The organism is Cellulosilyticum sp. I15G10I2, assembly GCF_900095725.1.
GTDB lineage: Bacteria > Bacillota > Clostridia > Lachnospirales > Cellulosilyticaceae > FMMP01.
Window position 1 is genome coordinate 675,932 of sequence record NZ_FMMP01000006.1, and the last position, 22,184, is coordinate 698,115.

The 22,184-nt window shown below is 35.1% G+C and carries 25 protein-coding genes; 3 read left to right on the forward strand and 22 right to left on the reverse strand.

The window, feature by feature from the left end:
• Positions 1-15: 15 nt before the first annotated feature.
• Positions 16-1,185, reverse strand: coding sequence for an NAD(P)/FAD-dependent oxidoreductase (locus tag BN3326_RS03190; RefSeq protein ID WP_069997658.1), 1,170 nt, complete (start codon positions 1,183-1,185; stop codon positions 16-18).
• A gap of 105 nt (positions 1,186-1,290) precedes the next feature.
• Here BN3326_RS03190 and BN3326_RS03195 point away from each other — a divergent pair, with 105 nt between their 5' ends.
• Positions 1,291-2,040, forward strand: a complete 750-nt coding sequence (locus tag BN3326_RS03195) for a 3'-5' exonuclease (RefSeq protein ID WP_069997659.1) — start codon at positions 1,291-1,293, stop codon at positions 2,038-2,040.
• Between the two features lie 100 nt (positions 2,041-2,140).
• Here BN3326_RS03195 and BN3326_RS03200 read toward each other — a convergent pair whose 3' ends face one another.
• Positions 2,141-2,803 carry an FMN-dependent NADH-azoreductase gene (locus tag BN3326_RS03200; RefSeq protein WP_069997660.1) on the reverse strand — a complete coding sequence of 221 codons (663 nt, stop codon included), beginning with the start codon at positions 2,801-2,803 and terminating at the stop codon, positions 2,141-2,143.
• 91 nt (positions 2,804-2,894) lie between these two features.
• Positions 2,895-4,292, reverse strand: a complete 1,398-nt coding sequence (locus BN3326_RS03205) for a DEAD/DEAH box helicase (protein ID WP_069997661.1) — start codon at positions 4,290-4,292, stop codon at positions 2,895-2,897.
• A 239-nt stretch (positions 4,293-4,531) separates the two neighbouring features.
• Here BN3326_RS03205 and BN3326_RS03210 point away from each other — a divergent pair, with 239 nt between their 5' ends.
• Both BN3326_RS03210 and tlp read left to right on the forward strand, forming a co-directional pair.
• Positions 4,532-5,908 (forward strand): class II fumarate hydratase, encoded by a 1,377-nt coding sequence (locus BN3326_RS03210; protein WP_069997662.1) that lies wholly within the window; start codon positions 4,532-4,534, stop codon positions 5,906-5,908.
• A gap of 109 nt (positions 5,909-6,017) precedes the next feature.
• Positions 6,018-6,239: a small acid-soluble spore protein Tlp gene (gene tlp / locus BN3326_RS03215; protein WP_069997663.1), complete on the forward strand. Its 222-nt coding sequence runs from the start codon at positions 6,018-6,020 to the stop codon at positions 6,237-6,239.
• A gap of 69 nt (positions 6,240-6,308) precedes the next feature.
• Here the strand turns inward: tlp and BN3326_RS03220 are convergent, their stop codons facing one another.
• The 19 genes from BN3326_RS03220 to BN3326_RS03280 form a co-directional block, all read right to left on the reverse strand.
• A complete protein-coding gene (locus tag BN3326_RS03220; RefSeq protein ID WP_069997664.1) occupies positions 6,309-6,542 on the reverse strand; it encodes a hypothetical protein in 234 nt (77 codons plus the stop codon).
• A gap of 158 nt (positions 6,543-6,700) precedes the next feature.
• Positions 6,701-7,369: a YkgJ family cysteine cluster protein gene (locus tag BN3326_RS03225; protein WP_069997665.1), complete on the reverse strand. Its 669-nt coding sequence runs from the start codon at positions 7,367-7,369 to the stop codon at positions 6,701-6,703.
• A gap of 183 nt (positions 7,370-7,552) precedes the next feature.
• Complete coding sequence (locus BN3326_RS03230) at positions 7,553-9,439, reverse strand: ATP-dependent DNA helicase (protein WP_069997666.1); 1,887 nt, start codon at positions 9,437-9,439, stop codon at positions 7,553-7,555.
• A 182-nt stretch (positions 9,440-9,621) separates the two neighbouring features.
• Positions 9,622-9,726, reverse strand: coding sequence for a DUF2196 domain-containing protein (locus BN3326_RS22740; protein WP_083258562.1), 105 nt, complete (start codon positions 9,724-9,726; stop codon positions 9,622-9,624).
• A 63-nt stretch (positions 9,727-9,789) separates the two neighbouring features.
• The gene (locus BN3326_RS03235) at positions 9,790-11,097 is read right to left on the reverse strand and encodes a type 2 periplasmic-binding domain-containing protein (RefSeq protein ID WP_069997667.1); all 1,308 of its coding nucleotides are present in this window, start codon (positions 11,095-11,097) and stop codon (positions 9,790-9,792) included.
• A 485-nt stretch (positions 11,098-11,582) separates the two neighbouring features.
• A complete protein-coding gene (locus BN3326_RS22835; RefSeq protein WP_442857197.1) occupies positions 11,583-11,672 on the reverse strand; it encodes a DUF2196 domain-containing protein in 90 nt (29 codons plus the stop codon).
• Between the two features lie 91 nt (positions 11,673-11,763).
• A complete protein-coding gene (locus BN3326_RS03240) occupies positions 11,764-11,976 on the reverse strand; it encodes a hypothetical protein (protein ID WP_069997668.1) in 213 nt (70 codons plus the stop codon).
• A gap of 377 nt (positions 11,977-12,353) precedes the next feature.
• A complete protein-coding gene (locus BN3326_RS21365) occupies positions 12,354-12,617 on the reverse strand; it encodes an S-layer homology domain-containing protein (RefSeq protein ID WP_083258487.1) in 264 nt (87 codons plus the stop codon).
• A gap of 8 nt (positions 12,618-12,625) precedes the next feature.
• A complete protein-coding gene (locus BN3326_RS03245) occupies positions 12,626-13,414 on the reverse strand; it encodes a 4Fe-4S binding protein (RefSeq protein ID WP_069997669.1) in 789 nt (262 codons plus the stop codon).
• Positions 13,415-13,557: 143 nt separating this feature from the next.
• A complete protein-coding gene (locus BN3326_RS21600; protein WP_330389597.1) occupies positions 13,558-13,716 on the reverse strand; it encodes a hypothetical protein in 159 nt (52 codons plus the stop codon).
• A gap of 235 nt (positions 13,717-13,951) precedes the next feature.
• A complete protein-coding gene (locus tag BN3326_RS03250; protein WP_069997670.1) occupies positions 13,952-14,650 on the reverse strand; it encodes a response regulator transcription factor in 699 nt (232 codons plus the stop codon).
• A gap of 10 nt (positions 14,651-14,660) precedes the next feature.
• Positions 14,661-16,094, reverse strand: coding sequence for a HAMP domain-containing sensor histidine kinase (locus BN3326_RS03255; RefSeq protein WP_141722828.1), 1,434 nt, complete (start codon positions 16,092-16,094; stop codon positions 14,661-14,663).
• A gap of 55 nt (positions 16,095-16,149) precedes the next feature.
• A complete protein-coding gene (locus BN3326_RS22170; protein ID WP_207646301.1) occupies positions 16,150-16,296 on the reverse strand; it encodes a hypothetical protein in 147 nt (48 codons plus the stop codon).
• A 265-nt stretch (positions 16,297-16,561) separates the two neighbouring features.
• Positions 16,562-16,753 (reverse strand): hypothetical protein, encoded by a 192-nt coding sequence (locus BN3326_RS03260; RefSeq protein WP_141722829.1) that lies wholly within the window; start codon positions 16,751-16,753, stop codon positions 16,562-16,564.
• A 672-nt stretch (positions 16,754-17,425) separates the two neighbouring features.
• Positions 17,426-18,067, reverse strand: coding sequence for a hypothetical protein (locus BN3326_RS03265; RefSeq protein WP_069997672.1), 642 nt, complete (start codon positions 18,065-18,067; stop codon positions 17,426-17,428).
• A gap of 368 nt (positions 18,068-18,435) precedes the next feature.
• On the reverse strand, positions 18,436-19,395 hold the full coding sequence (locus BN3326_RS03270) for a transposase (protein ID WP_242875928.1): 960 nt from the start codon (positions 19,393-19,395) through the stop codon (positions 18,436-18,438).
• Between the two features lie 105 nt (positions 19,396-19,500).
• Positions 19,501-19,659 carry a hypothetical protein gene (locus BN3326_RS21860; protein ID WP_171903752.1) on the reverse strand — a complete coding sequence of 53 codons (159 nt, stop codon included), beginning with the start codon at positions 19,657-19,659 and terminating at the stop codon, positions 19,501-19,503.
• A 247-nt stretch (positions 19,660-19,906) separates the two neighbouring features.
• Positions 19,907-21,196 carry a chloride channel protein gene (locus tag BN3326_RS03275; protein ID WP_069997673.1) on the reverse strand — a complete coding sequence of 430 codons (1,290 nt, stop codon included), beginning with the start codon at positions 21,194-21,196 and terminating at the stop codon, positions 19,907-19,909.
• A 1-nt stretch (position 21,197) separates the two neighbouring features.
• Complete coding sequence (locus tag BN3326_RS03280) at positions 21,198-21,791, reverse strand: DUF421 domain-containing protein (protein ID WP_069997674.1); 594 nt, start codon at positions 21,789-21,791, stop codon at positions 21,198-21,200.
• Positions 21,792-22,184 lie beyond the last annotated feature (393 nt).

The following is a 22,184-nucleotide window of genomic DNA, read 5'->3' on the forward strand; positions in this document are numbered from 1 at the left end:
GTACCCCCTTAGTTTTTAGTGGTTGTTAAATCTTTTTAAATTTAATTCAGCAATATTATACTTTATTTTTTTACCATTAATTAAATCCGAAATTAATTTGCCTGTTATGGGTGCTAAAGCTATGCCGTCTCCTTCGTGTCCTGCTGCAATATAAAATCCAGCTTTGCCAGCTACTTCACCAATAATAGGTCTGCCGTCACAAGAAGCAGGTCTTAGTCCAGCTAAAGTACGAATAATATGGACATTCTTAAGAATTGGAAAGAAACGTTCAGCCTCGTTGAGTATGATTTTAATAGCTTCAAATGTAGTGCCTTTATTAAAGCCTACATATTCTCTTGTGCTGCCAATAAGGTAATTTCCGGTAGAGGCTCGGCTTAGCGCAAAGCCAATACCCAATCTATTAAAAGCTTCATCCTGGTTTTTATGAAGCTCCGGTGCTATCTTTGTGACGATATACTCAGCTCCCCATACATTAGTTTCTCCTAAAGGCGGAATGGGCTCACTTATGGCGATTTGGCCTCTTTTAGGAACTATGGGTATAGAAAGGCCAATCAAATCGCCAATATCTGATGCCCAAGCACCTGCGGCATTCACAATACATTCACATTCAATGAGCTGCTGGTCATTTAAAATGATAATCCAGCCATCTTTTCTTTGATTAATGGCTTGGATTTTACATGTCTTTCTTATTTCTAGACCCATCTTCTTTCCTTTACTTATAAAACCTCTCATCACTTTTAATGGATTAATTTGAGAATCCTGTTTACAATAAGTAGAGGCAACAATATCTTGTTTGACATAAGGCTGTTTTTTAAGAACATCCTTTTTGTCTAACAGCTCAACTTTTAATCCAAAACTATTTTGTTGTTTCACAAATTGTTCCATTATTTTAAGCTGTTTCTCGTTTTCAATAAGCACCATACCCCCGCGATTTTCAAACTCTAAGGCTATACTGAGTTCTGTCGATAAGGATTTATACAGTTCCAGACTATCTATTGTTAACTCCAAATTAATCCCAGGTTTTTTGGATTGAAAAAAAATTGCTTCATCACAGGCACAGGATGCACCCGATCCCAATTCATTTTTTTCAATAATCACAACGTTTTTTCCGGATTTTAACAAATAATAAGAGACAGCGAGTCCAATAATACCGCCGCCAATTACAACTACATCAAATCTATTCAAACAAAGACCTCCCTAGGGTTTTGATAACTACATACTCACTTCTATACACTATATGGTCAAGTTATAGAAAATATTACCAAAAAAAGGGAAAAAAGGAGTTTTTATATGCATTTCATTATATTTGATTTAGAATTTAATCAAGAGTTTTCTTCTTTACAACACAGTGATAAAAATATATCTCAGTATCCGTTTGAAATTATTCAAATTGGAGCCCTAAAATTAGACGAAGAATTTAATACTATTGCAACTTTTAACCGTTATGTAAAGCCAACAATTTATACAAAAATAAGTCCATTTATTACAGAATTAACCGGTATTACTACAGAAAGACTTTTGACAGAAGCATTGTTTCCAGAGATTTATAAGGCGTATGAAGCCTTTATAGGTGGGAATGAATCGGTGTTTTGTATTTGGGGCAAGTCTGACATCAAAGAATTATTTAAAAATGCAGAGTACCATCAGTTAAGCACTAGGCTTTTGCCTAGACTGTTTATCAATGTACAGCCCTACGTTTCTAAGTATTTAAGTATTTCACAGAAAAAATTACTGCGGCTGCAGCATGCTGTGGAATTACTTAATATTCCAATGACTTATGCATTCCATAATGCACTTTATGATGCGTATTATACCGCTGAAATCTTTAAAAGGATCTATAGTATATCTGGCCAGCCAGTATTTTATGATCCGAGTTATGTTGCTGTTAAGCTAAGACAAAGACAACCTAAAAGAACAATAGATACAGATAAACTTTTACAGCAATTTGAAAAGATGTATGCTAGAAACATGACAGAAGAAGAACAAGAGATTATTAAGCTGGCTTATAAAATGGGAAAAACAAATCAGTTTTTAAAATAATTATATGGAAAGTTTAACTTATAAGTTTTATTTAATCAAAATAAAAAGACCAGAAATGATAAGATAAATTACAAAATAAGTTATCTTATCATTTTTGGTCTTAGCTCTCGTTATTAAAATGAGCAGTTTTAGTAATCAATTGATCTATTTTAGACACAGCTTCTTTTATAGCATACGTTCGTTTTTCTTCTGTAGTCCCTGTGCCAGATACGAGCAGTTCTTCAAATACTTCAATACCCATTGTTTTCATAATATCTTGTACATAGTGAAGTCCTCTATTCATTACTAATCTAAGCAGCCATGGGATGTCTCCACCTGAGGATTGTACATATACCATTGCCCTATATTTATCACTAAGAAGTCCATGAATCTTATCATTAGAAATACTTATGGTCTTACCATCCATGATGATACAATCTAAGTATTCTTTAAGAGGCGCTGGAAAAGAAAGGCTCCACATAGGTGCTGCAATAACATACATGTCTGCTTCTTTAAACTGATCGGTGAGTTTAACTATTTGATGAACTTCCTGCTGACCTTTTTCATCTAGTTTATGGAAATCTTTTTCACTAATCATGCAGTTTCTCTTCTCAAAGTACTGATATTCGAGTCTAGGAATATGACATTTGTAAAGATCTAATTCTTCCACTTGAAAATGAGGATACCGTTCTATAAACTTATTGACGAAGGCTCTTCCAACAGTTTTACTTGAAGATAAAGCTTCTGACTTTGAATTTACTGTAATATAAAGCAACTTGCTCATTACTTCCACCTCTTAGGTTTAATTTTCTTATATAGTATATCCTAAGAGGTAAAATTTATTTAATAGGGCATCACACTTTATAGATTTAATCTTATTCGTTTGATCTATCTCTTTTAAATAACTTAGAAAAATAATTTAAGATTTTTAAGTTTGTTAAAAGAAATATTTTTTTCTTCGGCTCATCCCGGTAGATTACTTTTACTGGCCCAAGATTTTTTACCATGATTGTCACTTCTTCATCATTTTTTACGACTTCTTTTGTCGCCGCAGATGTTTCAAGCTTAGCTTCCTGTTTAGGCAGCTTTGGGTCAAGCTCTTTAGGCGTCTCACTTTTTTGTTGACGAGCTTTTTCTACACATGCTTTAACGTATGCAGCTGTTGGGAGCGTTTCTTCATCTAGCAAGACACCAACATGTTCCTCGATTTCATATAAAGACATAATATCATCACTTGTTGCTAAAGTAATAGCTTTGCCGCTGTTACCGGCTCTGGCTGTACGTCCAATACGATGCACATAACTGTCTTTATCATTGGGCACATCATAGTTAATGACCAAGGACAAGTCTTCAATATGTATACCGCGTGCAGCAACATCTGTGGCGACTACAATACGAAGTAAACCTTTTTTAAATTTTTGGATCGTCCGCATGCGATGATTCTGGGAATTTGCCCCGTGAAGCGCTTCAGCTATATAACCCTTTTTAGATAAATAAGCTTGGACGCGGTCTACTTCGTCCCTCGTATTGCAAAAAATCATACAGCGTTCAGGTTGTTCTACTTGTAGAAGACGGTTTAATTGCATGCGTTTTTCACTGGACTGGACGCGGTAGTATATCTGTTTAACCGTATCTACTGTCTTTGTTTCAGATTGTAATTCTATTGTAAATGGCTGATACATATAAGACTGACATATTCTTTTGATTTCAGTAGGCATTGTAGCTGAAAACAATAGCGTCACACGTTTTTTAGGCAGTTCTTTAATAATTTGAATCATTTGATCGATAAAGCCCATATCTAACATGCGATCAGCTTCATCTAGCACAACAAACTGGATATTTTTTGTCTCTAAAGTCCTTCTTTTGATATGATCAAAAACTCTTCCAGGCGTTCCAGTAACAACATCAGCCCCCATTTTCAATGCTTGATTTTCTAACTTCATATCGTGCTGTCCATAAACAGCGGTTGTACGAATCGATAGATATTTAGACATTTTTTTAAGATCTTGATCTACTTGGACGGCTAGTTCCCGTGTGGGTGTAAGGATTAATCCACGCGGGCCATGGCCCTTTGAATCAATGGCTTGTAGTAAGGGGATGCCAAAAGCACCTGTTTTACCACTACCGGTTTTTGACATCACAATAAGATCCCTGTGTTTAAGAATATGTGGAATCACTTCCTGTTGAACGTCTGTTGGCGTCATAAACCCCATCTCTTTTATAGCTTCTATAATAGAGGTTGAAACCCCTAGACTACTAAAATTATTTGACATAATTACCTGCTTTCTTCACACTGTATTGTTTATAAGGTCGAATAACTGCTCTTATACGCTTTTGCATTACTGCAACACATTTTAATTCTATACTTTAGTTGAGACAATTTCAAATATAATTTTTCATTTTAAGTAATAGTTTATTCTATATTAGAAACTCCAAACTTTGTTTATTACAAATCACATTGGGAATAATAACATATAGGTTTGTCTACATCACTCATAAAAAGGAGAGAAATATGGATTCTAACAAACAATATAGGATGGAAAATGATGCGTTAGGCAGCATAATGGTTCCATCATCAGTCTATTATGGACCGCAGACTCAAAGAGCCGTAGAAAATTTTAAGATAAGCGGCATACACCTGCCACGATCGTTTATAAAAGCACAAGGTATTATTAAAGCTTCAGCAGCAGTTGTAAACGTAGAATTAGGCGCACTATCTCCCGAGATAGGAAATGCCATTATAAAAGCATCCGAAGAAGTTATTGAAGGAAAATGGGATGAACATTTCGTTGTTGATGTGTACCAAGCAGGAGCCGGAACATCACAAAATATGAATGCAAATGAAGTCATTGCAAATCGCGCCTCAGAAATCATTAGTGGTTCACAGCGCATCCATCCAAACGATCATGTAAATGTCTCTCAGTCAACCAATGATACATTCCCTTCTGCACTAAATATTTCAGCTTCTGAAACTATTATCCAAGGGTTACTTCCTGCTCTATCACAATTACAGAAAGAGTTTCTAAAAAAAGCAGATCAGTTTATGCCTGTTTTAAAATCAGGGCGTACGCATTTGCATGATGGTGTTCCTATTCGTCTGGGGCAAGAATTTTCAGGTTTTGCTGAAACCATCCAAGCGGCTTATCGGCAGATTGAAGAGCGGCTGAATGGCTTATACGAAATTGGTTTAGGGGGAAATGCAGTCGGCACAAAAGTGAGCTTACACCCTGCTTATACGCCAAAGGTTATTCAAGAAGTTTGTAAGCGCACAAGCCTACCTTTTCGTGAACCAGTAAACATTTTTTCATTTATGCAAAACATGAATGAGCCCATTCGCTGTATGCTAAGTTTAAAAGAACTTGCAATTCATCTGATTAAAATTACCAGTGACTTACGTTTACTTAGTTCTGGCCCCAGAACTGGATTAGATGAAATAACTCTTCCTTCTGTTCAACCGGGTTCGACGATTATGCCTGGAAAAGTAAACCCAGCTATTTTAGAAATGATGCATATGGTGTGCTGTCAAGTTATTGGTTATGAGACAGCTATTGCGACAGCAGGGATGGCGGGACAACTAGAGATTAATGTGATGATGCCAGTGATTGCACATACATTTCTTCATGCGATAGACTTATTGACAAATGCTATTCAAACACTTACAACAAAATGTATAACAGGGATTCAAGCAAATAATGAAGTATGTAAAAAATGGATGGAAGAAAGTCTTTCTTTAGTTACTGGTTTAAGTTCAAAAATGGGGTACGATATGGCCTCACAGATTGGGATGCAGGCAGATGATGAAAATAAAACTTTAAAACAGATTCTTCAAGAAAAAGGGATGCTTACAGAAGAAATTATTAAGGCAATTGATCCAAATGGAATGGTATAGCTAGTATTATTTACTTTTGCAGCTTTCCTCATAATGAATTATATTTATGGGCATACTATTTGTGGTATTTTTAAAATAAAAGTATACAACTTAAATTAGGAGGTATGGTATGCATCATAAACAAGATGATAGAAGTGATAATGTAGAAAACATTCAATATAATATTGGAAAAACCATTCAAAACATTGAGCTCGCAGAAGAAATGATTTCACAAACAAGTGACTCCAAAATGAAAAATACCTTAGAAGAAAAAAACGAACGAAGAAGAGAATCGCTTACGAGTATGAGAAAAGAGATTAAAGACGAAGCAAATTATAGGAAAAATAAATAACAGTTTTGTACGCTACCAAGAAGATCCACTCACCATTTAAGAGTGGATCTTCTAAATAATAGCTTAATTTTAAGAGTTTTTTGATTTTAATTCATCCATTATGCGAAAGATCTTTAACATAAGTGGAATGTAGGTAGCCACAAATACTGACACAACTATAAAAGCTACTGGTCTATGTGCTTTTTTTGGAAGTGCCATACCCCACATTACCCCTACAGCACATAGACAAAATTTAATAAGAGCAAGATCTTTCCAATCAGATTGTTTCATAAATTCCGTACCATAACTTAACAACTTCTTCATTTCTGCTACCTCCTCATATAAACTAAAAATACTTCTACTTATATAGTAACATTTCATTTACATAATTAATAGGCAAGATAAAAAAGTATTAAATTTATTTGGGATTTTTACTTCAATTTTTTAGAAGTAAAAACACGGCAGTTGCATCCTATTATTCTTTAGATTATGCTGAGCTGATTTTTAGCCTCGGGTAGGCACCTCGAAAAAGCGGAATAAAAATCCTCTTCATCTTTTAACGTCATCCGATAAAAGATATCTAGTAGGGATTTATTGATTGTTTTAAGCTCGTGATCATCTCGTACAAACTTTAGGCGAAACCTAAGCGCCTTTAAGAGGCGATACCAGGCCAAAATAAATGCTTTGTTTTCATGATTATTTTTAATACCAATCCATTCTTTCACTTTCACTTCTTTCAGATTGGATTTCAAGCAACTACCCACTTGTAAGAAATACTTGCAGTCATCCTCTTCATATACTCTTCCAAGAGGAAACAAACGGCAAATATCTGGGCGATGCCCATGTATTATACATCGATTTTCTATACCTAAAAAGCTACAGCGTTTAGAGTCTCCGTACATTTTTAAATGCGGCAATACGATTTTATTATTTTCACGTAGCTCAAGCTTATTTATAAGGAGTTCATCAAATGATACGTTTAAACAGCTTACCATTTCATAGACATCAAATGGCGTCAGTACAACTAGCTCCCCAACGTCATGACAACAGGCGCTGCAGCTGTCACAACCACCAGTATCTGCTTTTACCGTATCTTCAATGTCATAAATTCTCCCGTCTGAAATATCTTCTAGTGTCTTTAGTGACCTCATATTCTCTCCCTTCTAACTATGCTACTATAATTACTTATCATGATATGAGTTTAATCATAGATGCAAGTATTGTCAATCAGGCAGCGAGCACTTTCGCTTCTAACTTTATTTCATTTTCACTTAGCCTTCTTAAAATATATCAATGACAGCACCTTTAGGTAATACGTCTCTAACAATCTTTTCCTATGGTGTGCCCAGTACTTCATCCAGAAAGATAATTTTCCCTTTATCATTCTTTGTTCGAATAAGCCTACCACAACCTTGTTTCAGCTGAAGTCCCATTTCAGGATAATCCACTGTCACGGCAGGATCTAGTCCTTGTTCTTCTACTGCTTTTCGTTGTGCTTCTATTAATGGGTCTAATTTTGGAAACGGCAATTGCCAAATAACAACTAATGTTAAAGCATCACCTGGCACATCAATGCCTTCCCAAAAATCTGAACTCACTAATACAGAAGTCTCTTCTTTCTTAAACTTTCTAAGAAGATAGCCTCTATCGCCCTTGTCTTCATATAAGATTTCAAAAGGCAGTGCCTCTCTTTTCAAATACTGGCGAATTTTACGGACTTCACTTAATGAACGTGTCAATATCAGTGCACGTCCCCCATTGCTTCGGAGTAAAGTAATGAGTTGTTCAATACGCTTTGTCATCTTATCATGAGTTGTGCTGCTCTTTTCAAGCGTTGGTACAAAAGCTATACGCACTTGCTCTTCCATGTTAAAAGGACTCCCAATAGTGGATTTAGACGGTGATTCTAACCCCATCATACGAATAAAGTAATCAAAGTTCCCTCCATTACTTAATGTTGCAGAACTAAAGATGACTGGTAAATTCTTTGAATATAATGCCTGATTAAGCCTCTTCGTTAAATCTCTTGGCACCACACAAAAACTATCATCGTTTTGGTTTATCCAAGCAATCACATCTTGTCCTTTATCTTTGCATAATTGAGATAGGCCCTTCATCACCTTTTCAATTTGCCCTTCATAGCCTTGTATTAAACTTGTAGGTATAGATTCTAAGTAGAGTTCTTGTTCGATTTGAATCTCCATAAGGAGCTGATCAAGTCCTGCACGTAAGCTCTCTGCTGCTCTTAATAATGGCTCATTCATTTGAATTGTGAGTCGACCTTTATCTTCTCCGGTAGCAACAGACCTTTGGGCTACTTCAAAGAAATAATTTACTGCGCCCTCAAGTACTTCTGTTGTTGTATGCAATGCATTTCTAGCACCTTGTATATCTTCTAAGGAAGCAATTAAGGTATCCATTTCTTCTTTTATAAATTGCTGGCCTGCTTGCATAGCTGCTGGGAGCATGATTTTATGGCCTTCATCAAAAATAACAGCTGAATAATTAGGTAAAATCGGCATATGCCCACTTGCTATTTTTTCTTCTCTTGTCCATAAATCATGGAAAAAAGTCTCGTGATCTACAATAATTAAGTCTTGTGTAGCTCTGTAATGTGCTCTTGCACGCACCAGACTACAATAGCCACGATTTTGGCAAACCTCACAAGACATCGTTTCATTCCAGGAGATTTTTTTCCATATCCTATCTGTAACAGTTGGTATTTCTGAACGTTCTCCTCTACTTGTTTGTCCCATCCATTGTTGCACTTCTTCTGACACTTCACCAAATTCTTCTATACTTGCACTTGCACGAACATCACAAACATACTGTCTTGAATCTTTTGCCATTCTAGCATCTACTTCTAGACGAAGTAACTTAGACAGTTTATTGACATCGCCGCTCTCTGCTGCAAGCTGTTCTTGTAAAGCCGGTGATGCACAAGAAATAATAACGGGCTTACCTGTATATCTTGCATAAGGAATAGCTGATAATAAATAAGCAAAGGTCTTTCCAGTGCCAAGCCCTGCCTCAGCTAAATGAACCTTTTGATCCCGAAAAGCATCAGCTATTTGAAACGCTGTAAAGATTTGTTCATCCCTTACTTCATAACCCTGTTCGGGTAGTATATCGTATAAAACATCACCAATCCATTCTATTAATTTCTCATGAAACTCATATTTATTTGAATACTCAAAGGGTATTTTAAATTTTGCACTCATCTATTGTTCTCCTATTTGGTGACGTAAATTTCTAGCATATCTCAATAACGCCAACCGCCATTATAACAAGTACTGTAACTTTTTTCAAGCACTATATAACAGCTATTGGCTCATGTATTGATGGTAAAAAACTACGAATTTACACATTTACAAAAAAGACCTAAAAGCAAATTAATCTGCTTCTAAGCCCTTATCTTTTTCACTCTTCCTACAATACCACTCTCCAGCATAACCTTAATCCCATGATGATGCTCAGGTGAATTGATGAGTATCTTCTTTTTGATTATACATTATCTCACTTATTGCAGGGTCATGCACGCAACATAGTTGCGAAACGCTTACGGAATCCGTTAATACTCCACCAAGTAAGTAGACACCCGATCTTGAATCATACGGGCAACCTCGTCGGCAGTTTTTTCATCGGAAAAATAGGCGGATACTTCCTCATATACAATGAACTCAATCTGCATATCAGATGAGCTGACTGCCTTAGCTGATTCAATCAATTCCAGAATACGGCCAAAAGCAGCATCTGTCCCCTTGCCTTTAGCCAGCAGTCTGTCCGTCTCAGCGGTATAGGCATGGACGTTTATAGGCAGCGTGGGGGCAGCGGCCGTGGGAAGTGACTGCTGATATTCCAACTCCAGAAAAGTGCGGAGAAACTGCCATGCAGCAGCGGGATCGCTACATGTACTGGAGATGGCAAAGGAACTCCGAATATCTAAAACCACCTCTGAATCGGTGAGAGTCATAGAAACCATGTCGCTGCCATAAGGATTAAACACAACATCGACCACCTCCTCCACACCTACCGTCTTCATTAAATATGCTTCAAAATCAGATACCGTATATGGTGCAAAGAACTGTCGCCCCTCAAGCATGTACACCCCAGCAACATAATCCATCCATTCATCTCTATCTGCTGGCCGGTATTGGGGCAGATGATAGGCCGCCTCCAGCACATCCTGGAAGCGTTCGGTGATGAAGTCACACTCTCTCGTCTCCCAGTTAACATATAAATCCCAATTCTGGGACAACTCCATAGTAATCAGCTCCATGGAGGAAAGTCCACCAAATAACATATCATTTTCGGGATACAATCGGCGCAACTCAGGGATACGGTCAATAGGAAACCTGTTGCTGTTGCCGTACTCCGGCAGTCCCCAAATACCCTTCAGAGCATAGCTGATGGGAAAATAGAAAAGCGCATCATCCTGCTGAACTGTTTCTAGTAGCGTCGAAAAAAAGTCGTCTCGAGAAATAGTCGGATCATCATCTAAGAATGGATACAGGTCTGCAAACACACCCTGAGCGAGCAGGGCATCCATAGGCCAGCCCGGAGAGGACGGCACGATGTACATGTCGGGAATATCTCCAGTCACGACATCCTTGTATACACGAGTTAGTGTATCATTGGATAGCACACCGGAGTGATCACCATAGTCTCTAAGAGTTACAACTATTTCATCACTGGCCTGATTAAAGGCTGCCACCGCCGAAAGGAGACTGGCATCGAAGTCAATACCGGCTAAAATCAGTTCTTGTTTTTCCGGTCTTTCCACCACCGCTGAGCCAGCGCCATCCTGTGTTTCTCCACAACCCGATAAGCCAATACCAAGCAAGAACAAACCTGCAAACAAAAACAATGTTCGTTTCATAGTACAACCCCCAATCATATACTTGAAAAATACCCCTGTAAATAGCAATCAATTTATTGAATTGTGGTGTCGATGTCTTCTGCATCATTTATAGCTCTATCCACAAAATCGCCCCTTAATTGATTTCAATATAATAAGTATACCATATTTTTCTACACTATAAAGGATCATTTTGTTAAAATTCCGACAACTCTTCTGACGTAAAACAAAGGATTATCTAGTACTAAACTGGTAGTGCAGGGGCTTATCAAGGTTTTACACTGATATAGCAGTTTTTTGTCCTTCTAAGTTTACAGCCTCCTTAAAAAGTTAATGCTCTAAAAGGGTATTTACCCCCAATAACCTTTTAAGGAGTGTTGTTTTATGAATTATGAACAAACAAAGAATTTCCTCATTTCAGCTATGCAAGACCAAAATTATGCGCTTATACCCAAAAGAAGTTTAAAGTAGCTATAAAAAAGACTTAAAAGCAAATTAACATGCTCCTAAGCCCTAATCTCCTTCACCTTACCTACACTTCCATCCTCAAGCATCACCTTGATCCCATAAGGATACTCAGGTGAATTGGTAAGTATCTCTTTACTATTCCTTCTGTAAGCTTTCCAGTATGCTGATCTTGCTTTTGAATTTAATCAAAGTGATCATACTCATAATGTGTGCCTTATATTATTTTTGTAGCTTTGCCTTTACCCAATTAATTATAAAAAACACAAGAAAAGAAGTCATGTATCCTACTATCAAATAAAGAATTGCTTGTTTCCAGATGGGAGGAAAAGTATTGTTATACAAGTTTCTAAAAAAGAATCTTGGCAGAATACAGCCTCCGAGCGCTACTCCTATACTTGTACCAACTGCGCTTTTTAAAGATTTTTCGATCATTATTCATTCACCTACTCATCCACTAAAAATTAAATAAAATATCTTTAATTATATCTTAGCACACCTAAAATATTCCGACAATTAAACATTTGCGCAACATCTATACGTTGGCGCGAAATACAAGAATTTTGCCAAATAGTTTGTACCGCCCCCCCTAAAGATATGTTCCCACAAACAGCTCTTAACTCTAAAACACACCAAGCCCTAGAACGAATAATCGCTCTAAGGCTTGGTATTACTAGGTTTTATCTACTCAGCTTAACTACAGTCTCAACGTGTGTTGTGACAATAAAAAGATATAATTACGCGTAAATAGAAGGGGATACATAGAAAATGCACCCCCTTGCACCCCTAACGTATGTTCGGGTGTCTAATTTTTATTTCAAGTTATCATTTAATCTAATCAATATACTCATAAGTTCAGCTCTTGTTAGCGCTTTGCTTGGTGCCATATGCGTACTATCCATACCACTTATTAGACCTACCCTTGTACAGTACTTGATCGCTTCTTTATAAGTAGAATTTTCAATATCTATAAAAGCTATTTCGTCAATGAAGCAAGGGACTCGAACCCTCGTGGTTTTAGTCCTTTTGCTTCTATCATTCTTAATTGTTAAAGAAATGGATCGACATCTGCTCATAGCACTATCTATAAAAATAGCGGTATTAAAAAGGTTAACAATATGTAAAGCATTCCTGCCATGGCTACAAACAAAACTAACGGGATTTTTCTGCCTGCAAAACTATTAGTTAATGCCCCTTTCTTTGGACATACAATAATGCATTTTTGGCAGTTAAAACATTCAGCCGATATTACCTTCTTCATTTTATGCACCTCTAGATTTGAGGGACATTTCTTTGTACATAACGTGCAATTGATGCACTTATCTTCGCATCGGACGATACCACTGGGGCTAAACCGACCTGCAACTCCGGCGACAGCACCCTGTATGCAGATATATTTGCAGAAGAAATTATCAATAAAGAATGAGCCAATAATTGTTACAAACATCAACATAATACTTATCCAGGCTAATCCAGGCAATATTATGCTATATTGCTCAAACACATCGTCAACACTGACTTGTAGCAGAAACTTACCGCTTGCAATGGAAAATGCTGCAAAACCTGTAAGTATGATGTATTTCGCTGCTCTAAGATATTTATCGAGTGTTGCAGGAACTGTGACCCTTTTTTTAAAAAGCTTGAAGCCTATATATCCAACAACCCTTTGCAGCGCCCCCACCAAGCACAAAAAACCACAAAAGCTTCTTTTGAAGATAATGGCAAACAAAATAAATATTATTAGAACTGCCATAATGCTAAGTTGACCTGCATTTTCGAAAGTCTCCTCAATAAGGGAACTAAAAACAAACGGGAATATTATTAGAAAAAAAGGAATGATCGTTTTTGCTAATTTCTTAGTATTAATATTCATTACATGACCTCCTTATATTTGGTTTACATCTACCGATTCAGTATAGTTGTTGCAAATTAATATTACATAATAAAATGGCATGCTAAGTGATAAGCCAGATGGGGCTTTTGGTTGCCAGAAAGGTTTCTTCATAATTTGTAAACTTATATACCTGTTTTGCTATATGAATGAGCATTGCCTGATAGTGTTAATATTCTAACCTCATTTTCTTCTTTAATTAGTTCCCTCTTTAGATTTAGTACAGATGTCACCACCCCATTTATTGCAGGATAATACCAATCTGTTGTAATTAAAATCTTCACAAAAATACCTCCTGTTTATTTATGTGATAATAATATCAAATCACATTAAACAAATAGGAGGTATAAAATTAAACAAATCCTAAACTCTTTCTTTTTTAATTTAATTAATAACTATACTTTACTACTCTAACAAGCATTTCGAGCTTTTACTGCTATCTCCTTATTTTTTTCCAAGAGGATACTTATCGAAGCCTCTATCTTCCATTGAATAATCCGGTAATCATATAATTTTATCTTATCTATTCAACCGGTATCCCACACCCCATACTGTCTCTAAGATTTTTGGAGTTTTACTGTCATCCTCAATTTTTTCACGAATACGATTAATATGCACCATAACCGTCGCGCTATCCCCAACATAATCATATCCCCATATTTTTTCAAACAATTGTTCCTTCGAGAAAACAATATTAGGATTTTCAGCCATAAATTTTAATAATTCAAATTCTCGGTTAGGAAAACGAATTTCTTGCTCACCCTTATAGACCTTCCATCCATGCAGAAGAACTCTAATATTACCTATTAGTATCTCATCGCCCTCTATCTGATTGGCTTCTGTTAATCGACTATACTGTCTTATATTTGCATTTACTCTTGCTACAAGCTCAGTGGGATCAAAAGGTTTAGCAATATAATCATCTGCACCAAGTCCCAGACCACGAATTTTATCAACAGATTCCGTCCTTGCTGTCACCATGAGAATTGGAATATTTAATTCATCTCTTATCTCTTTGCATATCTCATAACCATTCTTCCCGGGAAGCATAAGATCCAGTAGTATTAAGTCGAAATTTTCCACATGCAGGAGTGGAAGTACTTTATCTCCATCATTTATAATGAATGTTTCAAACCCACTAGCTTCCAGATAAGCCTGTTCTATCATACTAATATCATCATCGTCTTCGACAATTAGAATTCTATATTTTGCATTCATCTAAATCACCTCATTCATCCAAAATTGGTAGTCTTATTCGAATAGTAAGACCGTTGCTGTTTTTTGCATCTACTGAGCCTCCCATAGCATCCACTAGATATTTTACAATATAAAGACCTAGACCATTCCCTTCATTTATATTCCTTGACTCATCACCTCGAAAAAACTGTTCAAAAATATGGGGAATCTTATCTTCTGAAACTCCACAGCCATTATCAGAGATCTCAAGTGCTACATATGCATGTTCTTCAAAAGTATTAATGGTAATTTCAAGCTTATCTGTTTCTGCATATTTTTTACTGTTTTCCAATATATTATCAAGTATTCGTTTCATTTGTTCTCGGTCAACATTTGAAAATAAACCTTTTTTTACATCTTTTATTTTAATTTTTATAGATTCATTCTCTATCAATAATTCGTATCTTTTCACATAGGCTTCCAGATACTCACTCCACTCTGTCTTTTCAAAAAACAGTGGCATATTACCTGTTTCAAGTTTTGAGAAATAAAATAACCTTTCCAAAAGCCGATCCATTTCTATCGTTCGTCTATAAGCTATATCAAGAAATTTTTCTCTTGATTCAGGTGTTGTAGCAACCCCATCCTTGAGACCTTTTATTGTTCCTCTAATTGCCGTTAATGGAGTCCTTAAGTCATGAGAAATTCCCGCCACCATTTCAACTCTCATCTTTTCATAAGACTCCTTTTCCGCATTAGCTTCCGTTATATGTTCCTGCATTTCATTAAATGCGTCACAGACATATTCAAATTCAATATCTCCCTTGTATTTAACAGGTTCAGAAAAATTTCCTTCTTTCATTCTTTTTGCTCCTTCTGACAATGCATCTAAAGGATTTGTGATATGTTCTATAAGTCTCTTAGTAAAAATCTGACTAATTATGAGTAAGGCACCTATGCAAAATATACCATCAATCAGCAATAGTATAAGTATAGTAGTCAAACTATTTTTTTGAGACCAGAATTCATGATATTCTCCTGCAATTGCAAACACTTTCATTTTCTCATTCATATTATTTTGTGTTAGCACAGTCATATAGTCTTGTACATAAATATGCACCTTTCCATCTGTTTCCAAATAATCTCCAATTTCATTTATAAGCTCACTCACAGGAAAATCGGTATTTGAGTAAATCACTTCACTATCTATTTCAACACAAATAGAAAATCCATACCTATTCAGTTTTGTTGCAAGATTGTTTATCGCCTCTTCTTTTGGGGATGGATTCCAATCTGTCAGGATATTTCTTATTTGTTCGGCATTATCTGCTAACTCAGACGAACCAATCATGCTGTTTTTATATGTGCTCTCATATAAATTTATTACAAACATATTAGCGAAAAGAAATAGACTTAAAGTTACAAGCACCATTCTGGTATTAGAAATAAAAATTCTGCGTTTCACGGTCTGTTTTTCCTTATTCATCGTCCTCCTCCTTGTAATAGGTGTCACAGAGAAAATCGTCAATGTTTCTTCTCTGTTACACACACTCTTTTAACTTTCTTCTTTTTCGTCCATCATAGAATTTCCACATTACTACAGGATTTTGAACCAGCATTAACAGTTGTGTTACAGATACTACAAATTTTGTAAAAAGGATTTCCACGGTTTTGGCATTATTTCGCATCCTTTTTCTTTATATGACCACATGCCTTACATGTTCCTTTAACTATTGAGTATAGATACAATGCAATAATGCCTCACAGATTAAAGATCATAGTTACAATTACCCAGAACGTTACGTTAGCACCTATCTGTGTAGATTTTCTATGAGATAAAAATATGCATAATACCCAGAGTACAAAGACAAAAAGACCTGCAATAATACTAATTACACCCTCCATTACCTTGTCTATGGTTGTCAGATTAAGATTATCGTATATATCGAGTTTTCAGTCTGCATAGTGCCTGATATGTATGTTATATGATCCTTCATGTCCATAGAAATCATATTGAGATTCATGCTGACTTCGGCTTCCATTATCTTGCTCCATCTGTTTCTGATATTCTTCTAATTGCAGTTCCTGTTGCTTTTGTAAAGAATCTTTTACTGTTGAAAATCTGTTATTAAAATTATTATACAACAAGAATCCCGATATAACATTAAAAATAAATCCCATTGTCAAAACTCCACTGACAGTTGCTCTTTCTACATACCCTTCTAAATACTCATCATATAAATAAAGTAGTTATATTTTTTACATCGTTTTTTAATTGTTTGTCACAATCTTGATTTATATCTATCCCTTTATCTGGTCTTAATCGACAATACTGCAATAATCCACTGCACGAATGGTAATGTTCATAACACCTGTAGCACATGGAATACGTTTTTGGTTTAGAACTTCATATGATTTTGGATAAAAAGAACAAATTTCACAATTTTGCTAAATGTACGACGTGGTGTAATAGAATTTTTATGATCGACTATAGTCAATGTGCATCCCTTATCATCTGTAAATCGTTTCATCTGTATTCCCATATATTTGTTCAAAAAAACATCGCTTTCACTATAACCCATATCCCGCAGATTAAGTACTAGATCATTTAACTGATTAGTAATATCATCAACTCAACCCCCCCCTAAAAACACATCAAGGCTCAGAGCGAAAAATCGATCTAAGCCTTGATGTTCAGTGAGTTTATCTAGATAGCTTAACTACAGTCTCAACGTGCGTTGTGACAATAAAAGGATATAATTTGGCGTAAATATAGGGGATGCAAAAGATATGCCACCCTTTGAACCCCCATAATATTTAATTATATTTCTTAATAACTTCATTATATATCTTTTTGTACTTAGAAATGTCACCGTCTCCTATATTAATCTCACTATTAGATAACACATCACTACTTTGCGTTTTTATAGTTTTTTTAGGAACGGGAAATTTTCCGTCAGTAATATTAATTATTTCATATACATTTTCTCTTGCTGTATCAGCCTCGCCTTTATCAAATAAAAAGAAAATGTATTCATCACCAATAATTGTGGGTTCATAAAGATTTATTGCTTGCATACAAACTTCACCAGTATTATTGTCGGTATACTGAAAGTACTCCTCGCCTAAAACAATAATATCATCAACTTTTAGATTTCCAGAATAGACTTTTGTTACTTTTAGTTTTGTTTTTGTAAAACCATAAGAACCTTCAAGCAATTCAAGGTTTTCACGTTCAGCCAGAACCTCTGCTTTTATAATAACATCCGAAAGCTCCTCTAAAGATACCATATCTTTAATTGCAAATATGGTATTCAAATGTATACGTTCAAATCTATCTATTTTTTTTATAGCACTTTCAGTTGATACTGGATTCACTGGCAAAGCGTATAATATTGTCGAGCCTAATACTATTACTATAAAAGAAACATAAATTTTTAATAGACGATTTTTTATCATGATATAATTCCTCCCTATTTCAATATTTATTCTCCATATAAATGCCTAAGAACAAACTTATCAGCATTTGTAATTTCATATGTAGCATATCCGCTGCCAACAAAAGTGGTTTGCCACATAATTGCAGGATATGGGCAGTAACTCGAAGGGTCTTCATTCGGATCAGCATTATCAGGATGAGGATGGTCTAGACCAAGTGCATGCCCTATTTCATGAGCACTTTCGCTTCTGTCTAAATTTTACACTATAGTTTAAGAATTTTCAATCAACTATTATCCTTTTGTTAATAGATAGATACCTCTTCCGTATAAAAGGGTATAATTCCCCCTTTCCCCAATTTTTCTAACACTATTCAATTAAGTAAAGTACTAGGTAGTATTGAAAATATATTTTGTATCGTATTTCAATAAGTAGAGCTCTTTAGTAAGTAGTCTTATAATTTCTTTCAGTGTAAATTGCTTTCTTACATAGTTTTTTAGCCTTCTGCAAACATACAATTGAATAAGGTTAGACGCAATGCTCATCAAATACAAAATAGCTTGTATAGCATTCATATCATGAACAAAACAATGTTCTAAAGCACAGTAAGTTTTGGGCTTATTGAAAATACTGTTTTCTATATCCCATCTCATGTGCATCATCTTGTAAAGTGTTTGCAACGGAAAATCAAAATCACTTGTAATAACAAGGACTTGCGAGTGGCGACCTTCGCCACTTTTCTTGCTAAACTTGACGAATCTCAAGGGAGTTTCTACATCATCCATTCTAAAACTATCCTCATAGGCTTTTACATCACAATCTCTTTTATAATCATGCCACGTTTCTTTACTTATCCCCTTATTAATTTTAGTTTTCACTTCTTTAATGCTTGTAACATTGTTATCCTTTACATGAATAACTGGAATAAGCTTTGATTTAAGGCAGTTGTTAATCCAGATGCTGTTGCAGGCAAGGGCATCATACACTACAACATCTATTGTATGTTTATGCTCTTTTACTACTTTGCTGAGTAGCCTTTTGGCTACAGTAAGTTCGCCTTCATCTTTTATACTACTGTCTTCAGTTCCTTTGTACATCTCAAAATCTATAATTAGCCTTGGCTCTTTGCCTATCAAGGACATAAATGCAGCGTTATGAAAATGATGTATGTGATTATTCCTTGTTTTTGTTTTGCAGCACTCAATACAGCTTTTCTTATTGCTTCCAAATAGCTTTGTACCATCGATAGCTGCAACAGTATAACCATCAATGGTACCGTTTCTGAGTACTTTGTTTTGCCTTTTTAATGATATTATTATGCATTTTAGATAATCCTTGATTATCAACAACTTTAAGTGTATCTCTTATAGTATCGATCTGTGGCAGTTTCATTTTTTTTGAAATGATATTTTTAAAATCCTTGCTTTTCAATCTAAACTTAAGTTCATTAAAACTTATATTCTTATCAGAAAGCCAAAAAGCGCTGGGAGGATGGCCTCAGCAGCGCTATATTTTGTATTTGTTCTTCGATCTTTTAGATACTTTATAGCATCCTCTATATGGTAAACTTCTTTCATATATTTCAGCAATTTTTTTAAGTAGTTGTTACTCATTTTTCACCTCTTACAATGTGTTTCTATTTAAGAAATGATTATAAGCTACCTCTTGACATAAAGCAACCTTATAGAGATAAAAACACGGAATTTAGATCATATGTAAAATGGGTCACAAACCTTTGATTCTATTAAAAGAAGTTGTAAGTGACCCGAAAGTCCTGTAATAATTTTAGATACATATCTCTCACTCTGTCACGAGTGCTTTGCAGTAATCGATTCCTTACAATTTTTCTAATTAACAGTGTTACTTATCTTTTTTCCTATTTTCAATATTATGAATCGTTTCTCCTTGAATTAAGTTATATAAGCGTCTCTTTGGATCATGTATGGTTTGAGACGGCCAAAGACCGTGATGCCCTGAAACGATGTAACTGATTATACATACTATAAAAAAATACTCAATTCCTTTTCCATCAAACATTTCAATTCCTAATATAAATGCTGCTATTGGTGTGTTAGTGCCACCACAAAAAAGAGCTATTAAACCTATTGCTGCTAAAAAAGACATAGGTAATCCGAATACACCTGATAAGACATTTCCTAAAGTAGCTCCCATGATAAATAACGGTATGGCTTCTCCGCCCACAAAACCTGTCCCCATTGTAACGGCAGTAAATACTAATTTAGCCAAAAATGCATATACTGGCACACTTTTATCGAATGATTGTTCTAAAAGTTCTAAGCTACGACCATTATATTCACGTGAACCAACAACAAGCATTAATACAACTATAATCACACCCCCAACAAAGGCCCTTTTAATATGACTGCTGTTGAATAGTTTTTCAGTAATCCTCTGAATGGCATGCCGTAATTGACAATATAGTAGCGCTATCAAACCAAATATAACAGAAAGCAAAATTATCTTTGCAAATGTTATAATAGATAACTCCGGAACACTCTCAATAATAAATTTCTCATGTTCTAACCCCCAAATTTTTGATGATACATAGTGACTAACAAAACTCGAAACAAAGCATAAAACCAATGATTGATATTTCATCTTTCCTATTGCAATCATTTCCATTCCAAAAATAGTTGCTGTAATAGGTGTACCAAAAGCCGCTCCAAATCCGGCACTAATCCCACTCATTAAAATAACTTTTTTATCCATTATATTTACTTTAAATTTTTGATTAATAGTTTCAGCTACACTGCCACCCATTTGAATAGCTGCACCTTCTCTTCCTGTTGAACCACCAAATAGTACGGTAATAAAAGTTCCTATATATACAATAGGGCCTATTCTTTTTAGTATTGTGGCTTTTCCTTGAACCCCTTCTATTACAAGATTGTTACCTTTTGCACAATCATTCCCATTACTCTTTCCATAATGCATATAAATATATCCAACTACTATGCCTGCTAATGGAAGAAAATAAATAAGCCATTCATTTTCAGTTCTAATGTCCCCTAGGTAATCGTTAACTTTTAATAAAATTGTCGTAAGCGTTCCAACAATTGTGCCTATTAAACTCCCCAAAAAAATCCATTTTAATATAGTTATTATAAAAGTTTTATACGTTTGTTTCATATCATTCTACCTCATTACTTTTTTTCTTTACTTCAGTAAATAAATTAAAATCTTCACCCAATTCAATGCTAGAGTTTCGAATACTATTATTGTCAATATTTTCTTGAATTAATGAAATAATAAATTGTATATCCTGTTTTGTTGCAAATTGTTTTTCGGGTTTCAGCATGTAGCCCAATTGACCATTGGACTCAATGGTAGCCCATTCTATATCACTGATATTCTGAATACCTTGTTGTCTTATTCGTAATTCCAACATATCAACTGTTAACCGTAATTTTTTTAAAGTTTCTACATTTATATTACCGTTTTCCACTACTATTTTTGCACTTCCGTAAAAGAATTTTTCAATATTCTGGGACTTCATTACGATAAACTCTATAAAAATTAGTGCAAGTACAAGTATTAAAGTAATGATCATAGTAATCCAAATATTTTTGTCACTTACAGGCTGAATAATTAATGAACCCACAGCTATCATCATGGTGGTTTGAGCAACTGTAAGTTGAGATATTGATTTTCTACCTGCTATTCGCAATATAAGTACTCCCCCAAAAGATATCACTAATGCTTTCCAAATAAAATCTAAATCCAAGTTAAGGTCCTCCTTATAGATACTGAGATTGTATGATATGGATTATTATATCAATATATTCTTGAATAATGCATGATTACGAAACCATTTTAAAAGTATTATATTGGGGTCATTGATACAGTAGCGACAAACTCATATAATCTAATTGCTTCAAATCTATCTTAAAAGTCTGTTTTTTAACTACTCACTTCTTTTTTGCACCCATATCCATAAGACCACATCCTTCCTGTAAATAAATTCTTGACACCAAAAAGGGACTTGTCCATTCTCTATTAGCTGAAAATAAACGGTCTCACGACTTTTTTTGTTTAGTTGAATAATAAAAAATAGTAAAAATGTTAACTGTATTTCTATGTGTTATCGGACACCATATCAAGAACCCCTGATACATTT